Genomic DNA, 17944 nt, shown 5'->3' on the forward strand with positions numbered 1-17944 from the left:
ACCACGCATCCAATCAATTACCCAACGCACATGGGCGTCAGTCAAAATTTAGGGAGGTTGATATCAATCCGCGTCTTGCCCGAGGCGACCATCGCAACCGCAACGCGCCGCAACTCAGCCTGCGTCGCTCTGTCCAGCTTCCTAAAATCTCGCTCAATCGTCATCTTCAAATTATAGCACGGCTCAATTCAATACCTATTTGAGGAGCAGGTTAGTAATACGATCACAGAATTAACGCCGATGGGACCCTATTGGGCTGGTTTTGTAGTTGCTGATCCCAACTCAAGTTCGAAGCCGTAAGCAGCCCGATATCCGAGGCTGCGATATCCGGCCTCCCGCTTGATCGCCATCTTCGCCAGCATCGGTTCGTTCCCATCGATATAATCGTAAATAACGACATCGCGTTTCGTGGCGTGAAGCCGATGCAGCCGGCCGGCATATTGAGCAAGGATTCCCCGCCAGGAAATCGGCATGGTCAAAAACAAGGTATCGAGCCGCGCGTCGTCGAAGCCCTCGCCGAGATAGCGACCCGTCGCCACCAGGACCCGTTCCTCGCCCGCCGGGATCGTGGCCAGGGATTCGGTCACTGCTCGCGACTGCCGTGCGCTCATGCCGCCACGGAGAACGATGACGTTCTTCGCGAATTTCGACAGCCGCCCCGCCAACAAGTCAAGATGATCCTTGCGTTCGGTGATGACGACCGGCGAGCGTCCCGCTTCGAGTGCCGACAGGATGTCATCGAAAATCAGATCATTCCGCGCCGGGTCTTGAGCAAGCTTTGCATAAAGCTCCTGGATGGTCGGCCTTTCATCCGGACCGCTCCGGGTAAGCCGGAACGCCGTACGCCGGAAAACGACCTTATGATCGAAGGGACGAGCGCTCGCCTGCTTCCTGGCATCGACGCGATGGCGAACCGGACCGCATTGCATGAAGATGATCGGATGGTGGCCGTCCTTCCGCGTCACCGTCGCGGACAGGCCAAGGACGTATCGGGCCTTGACCGCCCGTGCGATGGTCTCGAAGCCCACAGCGGAGAGGTGATGGCATTCATCGACGACGACATGCCCGTAGTCGGCGACCAGATCGGAAACAACGCCCTTCCGCACCAAGCTCTGCATGACGGCGATATCGACATGTCCGGTCGGCTTCTTCTTCCCGCCGTGGAAGACGCCGAGCTTGTTCGGCGGGATATCCAGAAAGGTTTGGAGACGCGCAACCCATTGATCGAGAAGCTGCCGGCGATGGACCAGCACCAAGGTGTTCCGATCCCGCGCCGCGATCATTTTCGCGGCGATGACGGTCTTGCCGAACGCCGTGGTCGCGGCGAGCACCCCAGTTTCATGCTGGAGAAGAGCGGCGGCGGCTTCATCCTGTTCCGGTGTCAGCTCACCGAGAAATGGGGCGCCGATCGGCCGCCCTTGCTGGCGTTCGGCGCGCAGCTCGGCAACAATGCCCGCGTCGCCGAGAAGACTCAACAGATCGTCGAGGCATCCCCTCGGGATGGCGACATGTCTCGGGAACAGCTCGGCACATGAGATGACGCGCGGCTTGCCGAAGGTCGGCAGGCGCATTGCCTGCGCCGCATAGAACTCGGGGTTCTGGAATGCGGCCAGCCGTGCGATGCGGTTCACGAGAGCCGGCGGCAGCTTCGACCGGTCAATATAGACCTGATTGCCCAGCACGACCTCGACCGAACCGGGAAGCTCGCCCTCGATCGGTGGCTCCTTGCTGCGGCGGGACGGCAGCGCGGTCCAAGGCTCTTCGTCCTCTTCCGTCGAAGGGAGACGCACGCCGATAATCTGTCCCGAGGCAGCGGCTTCGGCCACGATCGATATCAGTTCGGCGCGCGATAGCCGACCGATCGTTGATAGATACGCCCATTGATCTTCGTAGGGACGGAATTCATCATCGAGGAAGACGCTGTTGCCGTTCTCACGCGGCCGGTTCTGAAGCGGCAGGGCGATCAGATTGCCGAACCCGCCTGCCGGCATGGTGTCCTGGCTCGGAAAGAACCGATCATACGAATCGAAGCCGATATCGGGACAACGATCCATCGTTGCCGTGACCAGAAGCGCACCGAGGCGTCTGGCATCCGCCGCCGGTGCGGGCTCAGCGAAGAAAATCCAGGCATGAGCACCATTGCCCGAGCGCGATCGTTCGATGGCGACAGGCACACCCTTCGCACGTGCGGTGTCACGGAACACGGCAACATCCTGCATCCAGGCCTTCTCGTCGAAATCGGCGGCAAGGAACCAGCATGTTTCGTCCGGCAGCATCGGGTATATGCCAACAGTGAAATCGGTTGCATTGCCGGAGGCCTTCCCGGTAAGATGCGAATTAAAGATATTGTCTCCGATAGGGACGAATGCTTGATTTGGGCATTCTCCGCACCTCACCCGCGGTTTGCCGCACACGCCGCGGACCCACTCGTTCCGGCACATGGGCGCGTAGCCGGCCTTCCCCGTCTTCGAGTTTTCCCACCGCCGCGGCAACACATCCTCCCGTCCGCGAAACAGGCTGCGGAAAAGCGCGATCTTCGCAGCGGTCGGAGAGGCCATCGTGACAGCGGCAGGTGCCGACTGTTCGGCCCTCTCCCGCGCCTGCGCTTGCTCAAGCACGCCCAATCGTTTGGCGATCTCCGACCGTTCCCGGTCGAGTGCGGTCAGCCGGCCTTTCAGGGTCGCAATCTGTCGAGCGATGTCGTCCGCGCTGGCGATCCCTTTGCTCCTTTCAGAAGCGAATTTGTTACTGACCGACCCTACGGAGTTCCACAACGAACTCTTGACAAATTCTACAAGATTACCGCTCATGGTGTGCGGTGGACGTGTTGGGGGCCACTGCGCGCCAACCCGCGCAGCAGTCAAGCATAATCACGGTAACCAGCAAAGGTTGGGTGTGATTTCACAGCCAAGGTCATCTCGGTGCCGTCCAAACTTTCTGCCACGCTTCAAATTCAGACGGCCTGATCTGATATCGATCATATGGCGCCGAATTCTCCTCATGCGGGCTCACGCGTTCGACCTCTGCAACTTCGGCGAAACGCTGCCGCTTGGAAGGATCGACGTTTTCTTTCGATCAGGCTGCTATTCGAGCGTAAGACGGGTCAAACGCGTTGATTTTGTCTATTGACTTTCCGAATTGGCGTGGATGAACAATGGTGCGTCCGTGGTCTGTGAGGTTACGATGGTGGAGATTGACACCGACAAGGTCGACGAGGCGGTTTTGGCGCTGCTTCATCTCACGCTGCACGATGGGTTCAGGGCGTGGAAAGGCCATGATTGGGATGCTCTGGATCGGCTGCATCACAAGGGGATGATTGGCAATCCGGTGGGCAAGGCGAAGTCCGTGGTGTTCACCGAGGAGGGCTTGGCGGAGAGTGTGCGGTTATTCACCAAGCTGTTCGGGAAGCCGATGATCAGGTAGGTGTTTGTCAGCCTGGGGAGTTTCAGCGGTCAAGCGGAAATTTCGACCTTCTGATGGGTCCAGGGTATCAGTTCGCTGACCCGATTGATCGGGTGGTTACTGGCGATTTTGGGCAACGTGTCGGTGAGATAGGTTTGCGGACCGATGTTGTTCAGTTTGTCGGTCTGAAGGATGGTGACAGGAGAGTGGCGGCGCGCTGACCGCCTTCGTCGAAGTCAAGGATGCGCGCGCGGCGTCTTGGCATCCTTGTCTTCGGCCAATTCCGCCAGAGCCCGCCAGAACGACCGACGATGCGCCAAATGTGAGTAATCTCGTCAGCGCTCGAGCAGCATCAGATCTGCGAGATCCTGCTCTCGTTGCTTGGCACGGCGATCATAGCTTGCCTGATTTTTGACGCACAGCAGGCTGTAGGGCCGGCCTCGCTTATCGGTCGTTGCATCGACATTGCAACGCGCCTGTTTGATCGTTCCTTGGAGGTGAGCGCGATCGGCTTCCGCAGCCTTGAAGATCCACGTTCTGCTTTCCGTGTTGTCGAGAAAGCGCGCGAGTTCGGCACAGCGGGCACAGCGGCAAGAAAGCTTGCTCGCGCGACGCCAGTCGGGCGGCGGTGCGAGTGGCTCCGCGGTTCGCGCGCGCAGGTGGGCGAGACAGGCCGCGCGCAGTCGCTCGATCGCCTGGCTTGGCGACATAGTCAGGGTAGTCAGCCGCCGAAGTGCTGGGATCAGAATGGAATCCGGGTCATAGTGCTGCGGTCTGGCCAGTATATGATCTGCGGCGCGCCCTGCCAAAGTCGCGTCGATTGCGCCGAGCCCGTTCAGAAGATCGACGACGATGCCGGGCCGCATCCTGGCCTGGTTCTGCCAGGGCTCGGGCGTGACGCCGTGTGCCGGATCACCCGGCAACTTGGCGATCATCAGGCTGGCAGCATCCACCAGGCGCAACCCGGGATGTTGCTGGCGAAGAGTCGTGGCGCGGGCAAGCAGGTCGGCGCAGGCCGCGAACGCCGTCGCGGCGGTCCCGGCGATAATCTGCTCGAGCAGGGCGCTCTGCCGCTTAGGAGGAAGGCAGGCGAGTCCGCCGACAATGGCCTCATTATCGCCCTTCTCGTGATGACCAGTCGCGACAATGTCCCTGAGGGCTCTCTCGATCATCGCTGTGTCACGCAACCGGGTCAGCAAGGCAAGCAGCCGCGCGGCCGCACTTGGCCCTTCACTTTCGCGCGGATACCAATTTTGCTGCGGCCATTGCGCCAGCATATGCCCGGTCAGCTCATGTGCCGCGCACCAGAGTGGCGTTTCCTGCTCCGCTCCGACCGCTTCCCAGCGGCCAACCAGGTCATCGAGATAGGGAAGCGTCACCGCAAGACCCGCCTGGCTCAGCACCGCGAATATCCGCGCGCTTGGCCACAGCACCAGAGCCGCCCGGCGATAGGTGCGCTCGAACGAGGCGCCTTCATTACCGGTCGCCTCGTGGAAATGCTCCTCGTCAGGAGCCAGATCCTCGCCCGCGTCAGGCGGTGCAAACTCATCCCCCTCCACGGGAATCGGGCCGAGCACCACGGCATCGCCATCGGGGCGCCGCCAGTCCGATAGGATCACGCTCCGGTCGACGACCTCTCCCGCCTCGAAGGCTTCGGCGTCATCCACCCAGCGCCCGCGCCACGACCCGTCGTAGCGCTCCGAATATTCGGCGATTCCGCTTTCCTCGATCGTCAGCAGCGCCAGATGCAGATCGCACTGCGCCTCCCGCGCGGCGGCAGAAAGCACACCCGCCCGCGCCGCATCGGCACCCTTCAGCGCGGCAAAGCCGAGTTCGGCCGGCGTATAGGCGTGCTCGAGGAGATAGACCAGCTTCTCCGGCGAATCCTCATCGGCCGCCTGTTTCGCCGCGCGCCACCCCTGTAACAGCACCGTCAGGCGCGCCTGTTCGGATTCATAGCTGGGGGCTCTGGGTGGACGGCCCTTGCCCCACCGCAGCAAATTATAGACCAGCGTCAGGCGATATCCTTGGGTGATCGGCAGAACCTCATGGACGCAATCAGCATAGAAGGCGGTGAACGCCGCTTCGGCCGGGTCTTCACTGTGAAGATCGAGCTGGATCTCCCGCCTCTTGTGCCGGACGATCAGCGTGCCGCCGGCGAACCGCGAGGGCAGCACGACGAGAAGTGTCGCGAACATGCCCGGTGCTTTCTCGGTGTCACGGTGGCCGACGAAGAAGCTGCCCTCGTCATAGATCAGCAACTTGTAGAATTCGGCATCGACCGGCTCGCTCACCCCGAGCCCCTCGGCCGCCCGCGCCACGATCGTCGCGAGTGTCTCCGCCCAACGCCGCCCGCCGATGCGCACCCGATCGGGGCCGATCTGCCAGGTGCGCCGGACATTCTGATCGACGATCGTGGCCTTGCCCCTTCCATAGGGGGCGGGCTCGGCGCATGCGATGAGTTGCCCGGCCTGCACCGGCAGCAACGGTAAAGCCACCTGGCCCGCACCATCGACCTCCAGCGACGGCACGCCCAGAACTTCCATGCCAGACGTCCAGAAATCACCCGGCCGGCGCACCGTGCCGAGGAGCGAGTCAAGTTCAGACGCGATCGATACCGACATACGGGTCATGCAGAACCTACCCGGGATATGGAGAAGAAGTCGTGGACGCTCTAATCGCCTCAATCATGGATGTCGATCTGCCCCGATGCAAGCCGGCGAAGGATGGTAACGACGCGAGGAGAGATCGCTTGCGGTCAGCGTCCCGCGCACAACGTCGTGCAGTTTGTCGCGCGTCTGCGCAAGGCGATCTGCAACATGAAACAACCAACCAGCAGTATCCTTCGACGGCGGCCGGTGTCGATCGGCGTTCCAGCCGAGCGCCAGGTTGAGAACAAGGCCAGTTCACCATCGACGACATGACGACGGATCAGCAGCCCTCATGAGTTTCAATGGACCGAACCCCACCGCCAGTACGTAGCCCTTGCCAGTGCGGCAGGTTTCTTCTGATATCGCCGCCGCCATAGACGCTGTCGACGGCAACCATCGCCGCAGGAGGAGATCCTTCTCCGAAGAAGTCGGTCGGAGATCGACCGGAGGGGCGACGGGCACGTCCGCTGTAATCGCAATCACGCGCGATCGCTTGATCATCTGAGCGGCCAACTGCGGTTTGCTCGCAAAGCTGGCCCCGGTGCCGCGTGCCATGTCCAAGCATATCAGATCGTTGGCCCAGCTTTTCAGAAGATACAGCGCGCGGTCGATGAGCCGGGTCTGGAAGAGGATCGTGTACGCCATAGTCGTTGATCCAAATCAAGGACACAAATCGTGGCCGGTTGTAACCGGAGCGTCCGGAAACGCCCGAAACAGAAGTGCCCCAAGGGGGCTGGCGTTTGATCCAGAGAGGCGAAACCCATGTCTACGGTGACAAAGCAGAACGATTTCAAGTTGAAGACCACGAACGTGGTTACCGAGCTGGAAGCGGCGATCGCCGCGGCCCTGCACCATAACTCGAACCGGATGGTTAAGCTGTTCAAGCGTTGGCGCAGGATGGTAGTCGCGCGGCGCGCTCAGCGAGACGCTTATTTTGAGCTCTCCAAGATGAGTGATCACGAGTTCGACGATCTCGGCGTCTCGCGCACAAATATCAGTAACATAGCCACAACTCGTTGCGACCGTCGGCGCCCGTTCTAACGCCGACTTGATCGACTGCGCCCTGGCCTGGATCACCGCTGAATTCGGCCGCGCGACGCGTGCTGGGGCACGTACCCTACCCACAATCGGACAAAACCGGGCTTCGGTGGGCCGGCGACGGCTTGGTCAGGGTAATTTGAAAGGCACAGATTGTATTGACGCTATCAATACATCGCTCTATCTCCTCTATTCTAGACAAGGAGACTGGCGATGGTTCAGGCAGCACATACCGAGGCACGAAGCGGAAAGCCCCCAGCCCGCAAGGAGGATGTGATCCAGATCAGAACATCGGTCGAGACCAAGGCGATCCTCAACCGGGCAGCGGCACTGCGCGGGCAGAAACTATCGGAATTCATGCTCGACAGCGCACGACGCCAGGCGGAGGATGCAATACTCGATCAACGTGTATTCTTCCTCGCACCCGCTGCGCATGAAGCTTTCCTGGCCATGCTCGATGCGCCCGCCAAGCCAACGAAGGCGCTGCAGACGCTGCTGAAACGAAAGCCTGCCTGGGAACGCTGATGGCCGGGAAGGGGGCGGGCGAAGGGAAAGGTTTACGACAGAGACCCCAGGTTCTTGCCCCTGAGCGTTTGGACACAAGCCACGACACCTCGTCCTTTCGGAATGGCAAGCATCCCTCACTCGATGACTGGCTCCGCAATCGTGCGCTGGCCAGCGAAGGGTTGTCGGCACGAACTTATGTCGTCTGCACCGCGAGCGAACCGACCCGGGTGGTGGGGTATTATGCGATTACGACGGCGATGGAGCAGCGGCTGGCGCTCCCGAATGCAAAGCTGCGACGCGGCATGCCCGAGCAGATTCCCTTGCTGCTCATTGGCCGTCTGGCGCTCGATCAGGCCTATCGCGGGATCGGATTGGGAACCGATTTGCTATCCGACGCTCTCAGGCGCTGTCTCGCTGCTTCGGAAATCGCCGGAGTCCGGGCCATCGTGGCCCACGCCATCGATGATGACGTAGTGGGGTTCTATCGGCGCCATGGCTTCCTGCTCTCGCCGCTTGGCGACAGGGTTATGCTGATGCCGATCGAAACCGCGCGGGTGCTGCTCGCGGAGGGCTGAACCGCGAACACCGCTCACGCGACAAATGCGATGGCAGTTCCTGTGCGCGGCGCGAAGGCGGGCTGTTCTTCGGCTTGTGCGAGACATTTGGTGCGGGGGGCTTCCTGACAGTGCGTGGCAGGGTTTGTTCGCCACAGGAAGCCGCCGCGTACGGGACCGGTCCCTCGTTCATTACGGTTGCAGTGCATTCGGATCATGAATTCGATCGTCGGCACCAATGAAAACGTAGCGCGCTATCAGAAATGCCTGTTGCGGTAGGTCCCAATCCCGAGTTCCAGGCTCTGGGCGATGCGCCGCGCCGCCGCGACGAAACGTGGCGCTTCCTCGGGGCAGATGCCGTGCGTCGTCTCGGCGAACAGGTCGAGCCAGAGAGCGAAATGGTCCGGCTCGACCGGCAGTGTCATGTGTTTCTGCATCGGGGTGCCATGATAGCGGCCGGTTTTCAGCATCACCGCCGACCAGAACGCGCACATCCGGCCGAGATGGGTACCCCAGTCATGGATGCGCGCCTCGAAGATCGGCCCGAGCAGCGCATCCTGCCGAATTCTGGCATAAAACGCATGCACGACGCGCTCGATCATCGCTTCGTCGATCGTCTCGATAGTCTGGCCATGGACGGCGCCTGAAGCAGGCGTGGTTATGACAACGGCGCTCATGCGAGGGCCTTCCAATATCGGCATTAAAAATACCTGAATAAACATCTATTCCAGTAAATGCAATACCGGTTTATGATGTCGCCATGCGATTGACCCAGTTCACCGATTTCGGGCTGCGCGCCCTCATCCTTCTGGCCGATCACGAGGGCGAAGTGCAGAGCGCCGCGGCGATCGCGGAGGCGCTCGATGTTTCGGTGCATCACATGGCGAAGGTGCTGCAGGCCATGGGCGCCGCCGGATTCGTGCGCAGCCAGCGTGGCAAGCAGGGTGGGGTCGCGCTGGCACGCCCGGCCGCATCGATTCGAATCGGCGCGGTGGTGCGCGCGCTGGAGGCGGATCAGCCTTTGGTCGAATGCTGCCGCGCCGATGGCGGCGCCTGCGTCCTGACCCCTGCTTGCAGGCTCCGATCCATCCTGGTCGCCGCCGAGCAGGCATTTCTCGCCTATCTGGACAAGTTCACCCTGGTGGATTGCCGGATCCCCGATCTCGCCCGGCTGATTGGATCGGCCCACGCCGCATAGGGGTTTGCTGCATCTGAACAAGAGCCCGTGCCGACAAATCGGTATTGACAATGCTTATTTGTTGGATAAATTGGTATCCGTGATACTCATTAACCTCGAATGGAGGAGATCATGAGCCAATTCGCCGATACCAACGCGATCGCCAACCAGACAGTCGGTCGGATCGCTGCGACCCTGCCGGGTGCTGCCGCCATTTTCCAGGACCATGGCGTCGATTTCTGCTGCGGTGGCGATCGGACCCTGGCGGATGCTGCGGCGAAACGCGCCCTCGATCTCGATGCGCTGATCGGCGAACTCGCCGCAGCCAATCCGGTGGAAGACGTATCATGGGATGCGGCGCCGACCGCGGAACTGATCGAGCACATCAGAACGCGCTACCACAGTGTGCATCTGCGCGAACTGCCCTGGCTGATCCGCCTCGCGCATAAGGTCGAGGCAGCCCACAAGGAGAATGGCCGTGTGCCTGCGGGCGTTGCCGACCTGCTGTCCCGCCTGCTCGCCGGGATCAACGTCCATCAGCGGCGCGAGGAAGTCGGGCTGTTCCCGATGATGCAGGCCGGAGGCAGACCGATGATCGAAGCGGCGATCGCCACCATGCGCGCTGAGCACGACGATCATGGCGCGGTGCTGGCCGAGATCGACCGGCTTACCCAGAACCACACGGCGCCCGACGATGCTTGCGCGACCTGGCGGGCACTCTGTGTCGGCCTGTCCAAGTTTCATGACGATCTCATGATGCATGTGCATATCGAAAATAATATCCTGTTTCCACGCTTTGCCGGCAATCCCGCTACCCACGCCGCGTGATGATGGGCCGGGTTCATACCAGAAGGTAAGCGAGCATGGCGAACTCATCCAATGGTGCCCTGAACGAAGATCTGCTGCGCGAGGCGACACAACGGTTGCAAATGCTCGCGGCGCGCCAGCGCGACGAGTCGCTCACCGAGCTTGCGGAGGTGGTGGTGCATGAGGTGTTCCGTCTGTGCCTCACCGAGGTTCCCGATGCTGTGGAGGGCCACCGAACCACCACCCATGCGGCGCTTGTCGATGAAGTCGTGGCGCGAGTACGGCGCGCGACGCGTGCGGACCAAGACCAACGCCTCGACGAAGCGAGCGACGAATCCTTTCCCGCGAGCGATCCGCCCGCCTGGATCTATGCCCATTGATCATCGGCCCGTGCGGCACGATGGAGACATGTGATGACCTATGTGGTCACCGAAAACTGTATCAAGTGCAAGTACATGGATTGCGTGGAAGTCTGTCCGGTGGACTGCTTCTATGTCGGCGACAATATGCTGGTGATCCACCCCGACGAGTGCATTGATTGCGGCGTGTGCGAGCCGGAATGTCCGGCCGAGGCGATCGTGCCGGATCAGGATGCGAAGGCTGCCGCATGGCTGGAAAAGAACCGCGATTTCGCGTCGCTCTGGCCGAACATCACCCGCAAGGGCACGCCGCCCGACGATGCCGACGCGTGGAAGGACAAGCCGGGCAAGGCTGATCTGTTCTCACCCGAGCCCGGCGAACCGTGACCATCGCGGCGCTGCTGCCGGCCTACCGCTATCTGCTCGCGCTGCACGTGATCTCGGTCATCGTCTGGATGGCCGGGATGATCGTGTTGCCGGCGATCTATGCGCGCCATGCGGCGACACCACCGGAGACCGCGCGCGCGGCCGGCTTTGCCGAACTCGAACGCGCACTGGTCAAGCGCCTGGTCAATCCGGCGATGTATGCCGCCTGGGGGTTCGGCATCCTGCTGATCCTCACGCCCGGCGCGATCTCCTGGTCGGCCGGCTGGTGGTGGATCAAATTCATCGCCGTCCTGGCATTGTCCGGCTATCATGGTACGCTGTCGGCCTGGCGTCGCCGCTTGCGCGACTCGACCAACCGGCACGGTCCCCGCTTCTACGACATCGCGACGGCGATTCCGGTCGGCTTCGTCGTCCTGATCGTCGCGATGGTGGTGATCAAGCCGTGAAGGCCGATCGAACCTCAGCTTTTGCCGCGCAACCGATGTTCGAGCATATCGCGCAGCACGACAGCATTGTTGTGTTCGGTATCGTGGGCCGCGAACAGCAGCGTCACCGTGCCGGCGCGGCACAGTTCCGCGAGTCGCTCCACAGGTTCCGGATTTTCCGCGAGTTCCCGCCGATAGAAGCGGCAAAACGCCTCCCAGTGCGCGGGATCATGGCCGAATGCGCGCCGGAGTTCATCGCTCGGCGCGATTTCCCTCAGCCAGAGGTCGATTTTTGCCCGCGCTTTGGCGAGGCCGCGCGGCCAAAGCCGATCGACCAGCACCCGCGTGCCATCCGATTCCGCCGGCGGATCGTAGGCGCGGCGGAGCCTCAGCCGCGCGGTCACGGCGCAGGGTGCGCGTGATCGAGCGCGTTCAGCATGATCGTCGAATGGGCAAAGGCGCCGCCCGCGCGCATCTCCGCGGCGACCCATGCCGCCTCCATCAATTCCTCCGGCGTCGCCCCCGCGCGCTGCGCCGCCTTGGTATGACCCTCGATGCAGTAAGGGCACTGCGTCACATGAGCGACGGCAACCGCGATGATCTGTTTCATCTTCGCCGACAGCGCGCCATCGGTAAAAGCAGCCCGGCTGAACGCATCGAACGCGGCGTGGACTTCCGGGGCGAGATCCCGCCGCCGCTTGCGAGTCGCGGGCGTGGACGGTGGATAAAGCGACTCAGTCATGAATATCTCCTCGACACGGTCACCGACAGACGGCGGCTTGCATTGATCCAGATCAATGAGGCCCGCTGCTGCCGCCGATACTACCGCATAACCACACAACGAGCAGGGTTTTCTCGCTCACAACCGCCGGATGGATATCTGCCATGACGGAAACACAAAACCCGGCTCCGGCGCCCCCAGCGCCATCAGGCGATGATTTCAAACCGCGCGGCGCGATATTGATCGTGGCGCTGGTTGGCGTGACGACACTGATCGTCTGGTTCAGTCTGTTTGCGCTCACGGTCCTGCGGTATGCGCCATGAACGGCCGCGACGCGAATTTGAAAAAGTATGAACGCCGCTGGTTCGTTATCGCCATGGCCGCGCTCGGAGTGCTGCTCGGTCTGTCGATCTGGTGGATGATGAGCGCTCCCGGCCGGTTTCCGACCACGCCACTCACCGATCCGGTGCGCAAAATTCTGCGCAGTCCGATGTTCCGGCACCCCGGAGTGACGAAGCTGGGGCCGCACCACTACCGCGTCGCGGTGGTCGCGCATCAGTTCCAGTTCGAGCCCTCGAAGATCGTCGTTCCGGTGAATGCGCGGATCGATTTCTACGTTACCAGCGCGGACGTGATCCACGGCTTCGAAATCCCCGGAACCGACGTCAATATCGAGGTGATACCCGGCTATGTCGCCCATGTGTTCGCCACTTACCACAAACCGCACGACTATCTCGTCGTCTGCGACCAGTATTGCGGCATCGGCCACCAGAACATGATCGGCGCGTTCGACGTGGTTGCCAAAATGCCGCTACCCTCCGTTCAGGTAGTGCCGAGCGGTCCTGCGACCCCAGCCATGCTGGCGCAGGCGGGACAGGCGCTCTACGCATCCCGTTGTGCCGCCTGCCACCAAGCGAATGGCCAGGGACTTCCTGGCGCGTTCCCACCACTCGCCAAGTCTGTCCCCGAATACGAAAGCGATCCGCGGCACCGCACCCTGCTCGCCGATGTGCTGCTGTACGGACTCAAGGGCAAGGTCAAGGCTGAGGGCAAATCCTATAACGGCGTGATGCCCGCCTGGGGCGACCAACTCAGTAATACGCAGATCGCCGCGATCCTCGACTATATCGGCACGGCCTGGGGCAACAAGGAAGCCGAGCCGGCGGGCTACAAGCCCTACGATGCCGCAGCGGTCGCGTCCGCGCGCAAGCAGACAATGACCTCGGCCGCAGTCGGGCAGCTTCGCGCAAAGTTGTTCGCGGGCCACACCCAAAAACATTGACCGGAGAACCCGCATGTCGGCGACAATCGTGACCATGCCGCTTGATCGCGCCGGATTGCGCCGCCTGAAGGCGCCCGCGCTCACCCTGATCCTGACCGCCTTCGCGGCAATGGTGGTCGGCTCGATTTTCGGCCCGGCGCAGGCGCTGAATTACGCCAACATCAATATCTATGGTCATCTCCCGGTCGCCTCCTATTATCAGGGGCTGACCATCCACGGCGTCCTCAACGGTCTGGTGTTTACCACCTTCTTCAATACCGGCGTCCTCTTCTACTTCCCGGCACGCGAGTTGAACATGCGAGTCAATACCGGGTGGATCTGGCTCGCGATCGTGGTAATGCTGTTCGGCCTCGCTTTGTCGCTCACCGCCACGCTGAGCAACCATGCGACGGTTCTCTACACCTTCTATCCGCCGTTGCAGGCCGTCTGGTCGTTCTATGTCGGCCTCGCCCTGGTGGTGGTCGGCAGCCTGATGGTCGCCGCCGAGACGATCCGCCAGCGTCTCGCCTGGAAGCGCGCAAATCCCGGCCGGATCACGCCACTGGTATCCTATATGAGCGTCGTCACCTGGATACTCTGGGGATTGACCACCATCGGCATCGTCGCGGAACTGGTGTTCTGGCTGATCCCCTGGTCGCTCGGCATGCTGAAGGGCGTGGACCCGCTGCTGGCCCTGACCCTGTTCTGGTTCACCGGTCACGCGATCGTCTATTTCTGGGTGCTGCCTGCCTATATTTCCTGGTATGCGCTGTTGCCGCGCGAGGCGGGCGGGCGGCTGGTTTCGGACACGCTCGGGCGGATCAGCTTCCTGCTGTTCCTGTTGTTCTCCGTCGAGGTCGGATTGCACCACGAGGCGGTGGCGCCGGGAATCGCGATGGGCTGGAAAATGGAGCAGATGGTGTTCACATTCTTCATCGTGGCACCAAGTCTGCTCACCGCCTTCACCGTCGCCGCCTCGTTGGAGACTGCGGGCCACGCGCGCGGCGGACGCGGCTGGATCGGCTGGCTTACCGCTCTGCCCTGGGATGATCCGAGTGTCGCCGGGCAGGTGCTCGCGATGCTCACCTTCATCCTGGGCGGGGCCACGGGGATTCTGCTCGCCAGTATGCCGAACGACGCGCTGGTGCATAACACAGCGTTCATTCCGGGGCATTTTCACGTCACAGTCGGCACCGCGACCGCACTGACCTTCATTGCGATGAGCTATTGGCTGATCCCGCATCTGACCGGCAAGCGACTCTATGGCCGGAAGATCGCGCTGGTCAGCGTCTGGCTCTGGGCGATCGGCATGATGGGGATCGGCGTCGGGCTGATGTGGCAGGGGTTGTACGGCACGCCGCGCCGCGACTGGATCAGCGGCATCGCGCACGATCCCTATGTCCATGTCGTGCCGATGGCAATCACCGGCATTGCCGGCGTTATTCTGCTCGCGGCCCTGATCTGTTTTCTCATTGTCACTCTCGGAACGCTTTTTTCGGCGGCCGCGTCACCCTCGGAAGTGCCGGAAATCCCCTTCGCCAACGCGCCGATCGACGAGACCTCCCGCTGGGTGCGGCTGACCGACCGCCTCGGCCCCTGGACGCTCGTCGCCTTCGTTCTGATCGCCGCCGTCTATGGCCCCTTGCTCGGCATCCTGATCGCCCACCAGATCCCGGTCGGCGCCAACACCGCCTATTGAGGTCAAGGCTCCGTTGGATTGACTGCCGGCGGAAACCGGCGCCACGGTCATTGATCAGGATCAATGAACGCTCCCTCGTTTCGTCCCATCGTGATCCTACGACATCACAGAGGGCATCATGATACCGATACGCCAGAATGGCCGAAAACTAAGGTATGCCGCGGGCTTTGCGGCGTGTCTCACCGTCCTGTTACCGCACGCCGCCCACGCGATTCCGGCGTTCGCCGCGCAGACCGGCGAGCCGTGTTCGGCCTGCCATATCGGCTTTCCGCAGCTCACCCCCTATGGCCGCGATTTCAAGCTGGAGGGCTATATCGCGGGCGGCATGTTCCCGACCTGGAAGAATGTCGCGTTGATGTCGCAGATCGGCTTCACCCAATTGCACGACAAGGTGCCGGGTGGGTTGGCTCCCGGCTTCAAGTCGAACGACGCCTGGGCAGCACAGCAGACCAGCCTGTTCTATGGTGGCGCGCTCGATGCGAAACTCGGCCTTGGCGCGTTCATCCAGGTGACCTATGACGGTGTCGCCCGGCAATGGCACTGGGACAATACCGATATCCGCCTCGCACGACCCGGCACGCTGTTCGGCACGCCGTTGTTCTACGGCTTCACGGTCAACAACGCACCAGGCGTGACCGATTTGTGGAACACGCCGCCGAGCTGGGGTTATCCCTATATTCCGTCGGAACTTGCCAACGGCCCGACAGCGGAGCAGCAGATTCCGGCTCTGGCGCAGGGTGTGTATGGATTCGGCGCCTATAGCGCGCTCAACCTGACGCCGGAAGATATGATCTATGCCGAGGCCGATCTGTATAAATCGCTGCCGAACCGGCTGAGCTATGCCCTCGGCGTCGGGCCCGCGACCCAGATCAAGGGGGTGATCCCCTATCTCCGGTTCGCCTTCCAGCACACTTGGGGCAACAGCTCGTTCGAGGTCGGCTCCTATGCGCTGTTCGATCGGCCCTACCCGCAGGGTATGATCGATGGACCCACCGACCGAATTCTCGATGTCGCGGCGGATTCGCAGTTTCAGTACATCACCGCGAAACAGGCATTCTCGGTGCAGGCGAACGTCATCCATGAGTCGCAGGACTGGCGGGCGAGTTATCCGCTCGGCCTCGCGGGTAATCCGTCCGACACGCTGAACACGATTACGCTCACCGTCTCCGAGCTTTTGTTCCAGAAATACGGCATCACCGAGTCGTTCAACACGATCTACGGCAATGAAGATCCGGTGCTCTACGCCGCATCCCCGATCGGCGGCAGCGCCAACGGCAAGCCGAACACCAATAGCTGGACCACCGAACTCGACTACTACCCGTTCAACAATGGCGGGCCGGCCTGGCTGCCCTGGCTGAACGCCAAGTTCTTCGTCGAGAACACGATGTATCCGACATTCAATGGACTCGCACGCAACTATGACGGGGCGGGGCGCAGCGCGGGGGCCAACGACACGCTGTTCGCTGGCATCTGGCTGGCGTTCTGAAACGATTTGCGCGACAGTCACAGCACATTCAACAGGAGGCTATCGATGTCGAAACGTATCGTAATCCCCATCCTGGCCGCCGTCGCGACGGCATGTTTCACTGCGGTTGCGCTGGCGGGCGCCATGCCCGCCGGCAATGCCGCCAAGGGCAAGACAATTTTCAGCGCGCAATGCGCCGCCTGCCACAGCGTCGCCGCCGGCCAGAACGGCATCGGCCCGAGCCTTTACGGCGTCTATGGTAAACCGGCCGCGAGCGTGAAGGGTTTCCAGTTCTCGCCCGCGCTGAAATCCGCCCATATCGTCTGGACCGCGGCCGCGCTCGACAAATTCCTCGCCAATCCACAGGCCGATGTCCCCGGCACCAAGATGCCCTACATGGGCATGCCGAACGCCGCGAACCGCGCGGACGTGATCGCTTATCTGGCGACCTTGAGTGATAAAAAATAACCGAGGCGCTGGCGGCGGCCGACACTCGTGACCATTTCGATAGGGAGAATAGCGTGATTGTTTGTCCCAAGCGCGTGGAGTGCCGCCGCCCGATCATGGGCGCTGGTCGCGGGCGTGTCGCACCGCTCGGCACCTCGGCGGCGAGCCCATCAGCTTCGCAACAGCCGGACCAGAGAGGCGTAACCGCGACATTGGACTCTCTACCGCAGCCCTGGTTCCGCGCGGCCTTGCCCGACGTGGCCGTCGCTCAGAGCGAGCCGTCGCAACCACCGCTAGGCAACAACCCGTGCAGTTTTCGTTGTGTCTTGAGATCTTGGCACTTACCCGAATCCCACCGAGCGCAACAAACGCCGCTACTACCGATAGAGAACGGGGCGTTTGTATCAACCCGGAAGTACCCGATTTACATAAGATTCGTCACGGTTAGCGGCACCGAGTTCGGGCGGGCCACCGACGTGGAGGGCAGGAAGGCATGCCTGAAATCGGCTCGTTAGCAGAAGTTCGAAGCGCTGCGGAAATCTGCAACGCCTGCCGGTTTTGTGATAGCTATTGTGCAGTATTTCCGGCGATGGAACTACAGCGCGCATTTTCTGATGGCGATCTCCGTTACCTTGCTTATCTTTGTCATAATTGCCGGGGCTGCTACTACGCTTGTCAAGCGGCTCCGGAGCCAATCGACGTCAATTTACCCCGGAGTTTCGCGGAGTTGAGAGACGAGAGCCACGCACACTACGTTTGGCCCGCCCTATTTGCATCCTTGTTTCGCCGTAACGGCTTGGTCGTATCTGGTACTTGCTTGATCAGCATCACGCTGGTGTTTTTAGTCACCTTATTGCCGGCTACCCCAGGGTCGCTTACTCATGCCCTGAGTGGTCCAGGCGCCTTCTATCAGGTTATCCCCCTCATGTCTCCCCTCATTTTGAGGCCGCAGGCGCCATTTAGCCGAAGAATCGATTGAGGCCTGTCGGCATTCCGGAAGGAATCCTGGCGGCCCGGTTCCGATTCCGATTGTTGCGCGCCGCC

The 17944-nt window shown here is 61.6% G+C and carries 22 protein-coding genes; 15 read left to right on the forward strand and 7 right to left on the reverse strand.

All coding sequences use genetic code 11. The features are described 5' to 3' along the window. Positions 1 to 248 precede the first annotated feature (248 nt). A complete protein-coding gene (locus L2A60_RS12855; RefSeq protein ID WP_407932553.1) occupies positions 249 to 2774 on the reverse strand; it encodes a TOTE conflict system archaeo-eukaryotic primase domain-containing protein in 2526 nt (841 codons plus the stop codon). Positions 2775 to 3147: 373 nt separating this feature from the next. Here L2A60_RS12855 and L2A60_RS12860 point away from each other — a divergent pair, with 373 nt between their 5' ends. Further along, positions 3148 to 3423, forward strand: coding sequence for a DUF6429 family protein (locus tag L2A60_RS12860; protein ID WP_235704808.1), 276 nt, complete (start codon positions 3148 to 3150; stop codon positions 3421 to 3423). Between the two features lie 29 nt (positions 3424 to 3452). Here L2A60_RS12860 and L2A60_RS20905 read toward each other — a convergent pair whose 3' ends face one another. Both L2A60_RS20905 and L2A60_RS12865 read right to left on the reverse strand, forming a co-directional pair. Next, positions 3453 to 3596, reverse strand: a complete 144-nt coding sequence (locus tag L2A60_RS20905; RefSeq protein WP_407932555.1) for a transposase domain-containing protein — start codon at positions 3594 to 3596, stop codon at positions 3453 to 3455. A gap of 141 nt (positions 3597 to 3737) precedes the next feature. Then, on the reverse strand, positions 3738 to 6035 hold the full coding sequence (locus L2A60_RS12865) for a 2OG-Fe(II) oxygenase (RefSeq protein ID WP_235704809.1): 2298 nt from the start codon (positions 6033 to 6035) through the stop codon (positions 3738 to 3740). A 60-nt stretch (positions 6036 to 6095) separates the two neighbouring features. Here L2A60_RS12865 and L2A60_RS12870 point away from each other — a divergent pair, with 60 nt between their 5' ends. Continuing rightward, positions 6096 to 6326: a hypothetical protein gene (locus L2A60_RS12870; protein WP_235704810.1), complete on the forward strand. Its 231-nt coding sequence runs from the start codon at positions 6096 to 6098 to the stop codon at positions 6324 to 6326. On the opposite strand, the gene L2A60_RS12875 is transcribed toward L2A60_RS12870, so the two are convergent. After that, entirely contained in the window at positions 6309 to 6698 is a 390-nt protein-coding gene (locus L2A60_RS12875; RefSeq protein ID WP_235704811.1) for a hypothetical protein, read from the reverse strand. The genes L2A60_RS12870 and L2A60_RS12875 overlap by 18 nt on opposite strands. A gap of 117 nt (positions 6699 to 6815) precedes the next feature. On the opposite strand from L2A60_RS12875, the gene L2A60_RS12880 reads away from it, so the two are divergent. The 3 genes from L2A60_RS12880 (at position 6816) to L2A60_RS12890 (ending at position 8173) form a co-directional block, all read left to right on the forward strand. Beyond that, positions 6816 to 7094: a DUF1127 domain-containing protein gene (locus L2A60_RS12880; protein ID WP_235704812.1), complete on the forward strand. Its 279-nt coding sequence runs from the start codon at positions 6816 to 6818 to the stop codon at positions 7092 to 7094. 210 nt (positions 7095 to 7304) lie between these two features. Beyond that, positions 7305 to 7616, forward strand: a complete 312-nt coding sequence (locus tag L2A60_RS12885; protein ID WP_235704813.1) for a type II toxin-antitoxin system TacA family antitoxin — start codon at positions 7305 to 7307, stop codon at positions 7614 to 7616. A gap of 68 nt (positions 7617 to 7684) precedes the next feature. Then, complete coding sequence (locus L2A60_RS12890) at positions 7685 to 8173, forward strand: GNAT family N-acetyltransferase (protein ID WP_235704814.1); 489 nt, start codon at positions 7685 to 7687, stop codon at positions 8171 to 8173. 236 nt (positions 8174 to 8409) lie between these two features. Here L2A60_RS12890 and L2A60_RS12895 read toward each other — a convergent pair whose 3' ends face one another. Beyond that, entirely contained in the window at positions 8410 to 8829 is a 420-nt protein-coding gene (locus L2A60_RS12895) for a group III truncated hemoglobin (RefSeq protein WP_235704815.1), read from the reverse strand. A gap of 83 nt (positions 8830 to 8912) precedes the next feature. On the opposite strand from L2A60_RS12895, the gene L2A60_RS12900 reads away from it, so the two are divergent. From L2A60_RS12900 to L2A60_RS12920, 5 genes are all read left to right on the forward strand, one after another. Continuing rightward, a complete protein-coding gene (locus L2A60_RS12900; protein ID WP_235704816.1) occupies positions 8913 to 9350 on the forward strand; it encodes an Rrf2 family transcriptional regulator in 438 nt (145 codons plus the stop codon). A gap of 111 nt (positions 9351 to 9461) precedes the next feature. Then, positions 9462 to 10157 (forward strand): iron-sulfur cluster repair di-iron protein, encoded by a 696-nt coding sequence (gene ric, locus L2A60_RS12905; RefSeq protein WP_235704817.1) that lies wholly within the window; start codon positions 9462 to 9464, stop codon positions 10155 to 10157. A 35-nt stretch (positions 10158 to 10192) separates the two neighbouring features. Then, the gene (locus tag L2A60_RS12910) at positions 10193 to 10516 is read left to right on the forward strand and encodes a hypothetical protein (protein ID WP_235704818.1); all 324 of its coding nucleotides are present in this window, start codon (positions 10193 to 10195) and stop codon (positions 10514 to 10516) included. Positions 10517 to 10549: 33 nt separating this feature from the next. Next, positions 10550 to 10882 carry a ferredoxin FdxA gene (fdxA, locus tag L2A60_RS12915; RefSeq protein WP_235704819.1) on the forward strand — a complete coding sequence of 111 codons (333 nt, stop codon included), beginning with the start codon at positions 10550 to 10552 and terminating at the stop codon, positions 10880 to 10882. Continuing rightward, positions 10879 to 11328 (forward strand): CopD family protein, encoded by a 450-nt coding sequence (locus L2A60_RS12920; protein ID WP_235704820.1) that lies wholly within the window; start codon positions 10879 to 10881, stop codon positions 11326 to 11328. The genes fdxA and L2A60_RS12920 overlap by 4 nt, the downstream gene beginning before the upstream one ends. A 14-nt stretch (positions 11329 to 11342) precedes the next feature. Here L2A60_RS12920 and L2A60_RS12925 read toward each other — a convergent pair whose 3' ends face one another. Together L2A60_RS12925 and L2A60_RS12930 are read right to left on the reverse strand one after the other, a co-directional pair. Beyond that, the gene (locus L2A60_RS12925) at positions 11343 to 11711 is read right to left on the reverse strand and encodes a DUF488 domain-containing protein (protein WP_235704821.1); all 369 of its coding nucleotides are present in this window, start codon (positions 11709 to 11711) and stop codon (positions 11343 to 11345) included. Beyond that, positions 11708 to 12049: a carboxymuconolactone decarboxylase family protein gene (locus L2A60_RS12930; RefSeq protein WP_235704822.1), complete on the reverse strand. Its 342-nt coding sequence runs from the start codon at positions 12047 to 12049 to the stop codon at positions 11708 to 11710. Before L2A60_RS12930 ends, L2A60_RS12925 begins: the two co-directional genes overlap by 4 nt. Positions 12050 to 12192: 143 nt before the next feature. Between L2A60_RS12930 and L2A60_RS12935 the strand changes: the two genes are divergently transcribed. The 5 genes from L2A60_RS12935 to L2A60_RS12955 all read left to right on the forward strand — a co-directional run bounded on the left by L2A60_RS12935 (position 12193) and on the right by L2A60_RS12955 (position 16921). Continuing rightward, on the forward strand, positions 12193 to 12351 hold the full coding sequence (locus L2A60_RS12935) for a hypothetical protein (protein WP_235704823.1): 159 nt from the start codon (positions 12193 to 12195) through the stop codon (positions 12349 to 12351). Positions 12352 to 12404: 53 nt separating this feature from the next. Then, positions 12405 to 13310 (forward strand): c-type cytochrome, encoded by a 906-nt coding sequence (locus L2A60_RS12940; protein WP_235704824.1) that lies wholly within the window; start codon positions 12405 to 12407, stop codon positions 13308 to 13310. 13 nt (positions 13311 to 13323) lie between these two features. Further along, positions 13324 to 14988, forward strand: a complete 1665-nt coding sequence (locus tag L2A60_RS12945; protein ID WP_235704825.1) for a cbb3-type cytochrome c oxidase subunit I — start codon at positions 13324 to 13326, stop codon at positions 14986 to 14988. A gap of 118 nt (positions 14989 to 15106) precedes the next feature. Then, positions 15107 to 16474, forward strand: coding sequence for a hypothetical protein (locus tag L2A60_RS12950; RefSeq protein WP_235704826.1), 1368 nt, complete (start codon positions 15107 to 15109; stop codon positions 16472 to 16474). A gap of 45 nt (positions 16475 to 16519) precedes the next feature. Further along, positions 16520 to 16921, forward strand: a complete 402-nt coding sequence (locus L2A60_RS12955) for a c-type cytochrome (protein ID WP_235704827.1) — start codon at positions 16520 to 16522, stop codon at positions 16919 to 16921. The last annotated feature ends 1023 nt before the right edge of the window (positions 16922 to 17944 follow it).

Origin of the sequence: Acidiphilium iwatense (genome assembly GCF_021556475.1) — a bacterium.
Lineage (GTDB): Bacteria > Pseudomonadota > Alphaproteobacteria > Acetobacterales > Acetobacteraceae > Acidiphilium > Acidiphilium iwatense.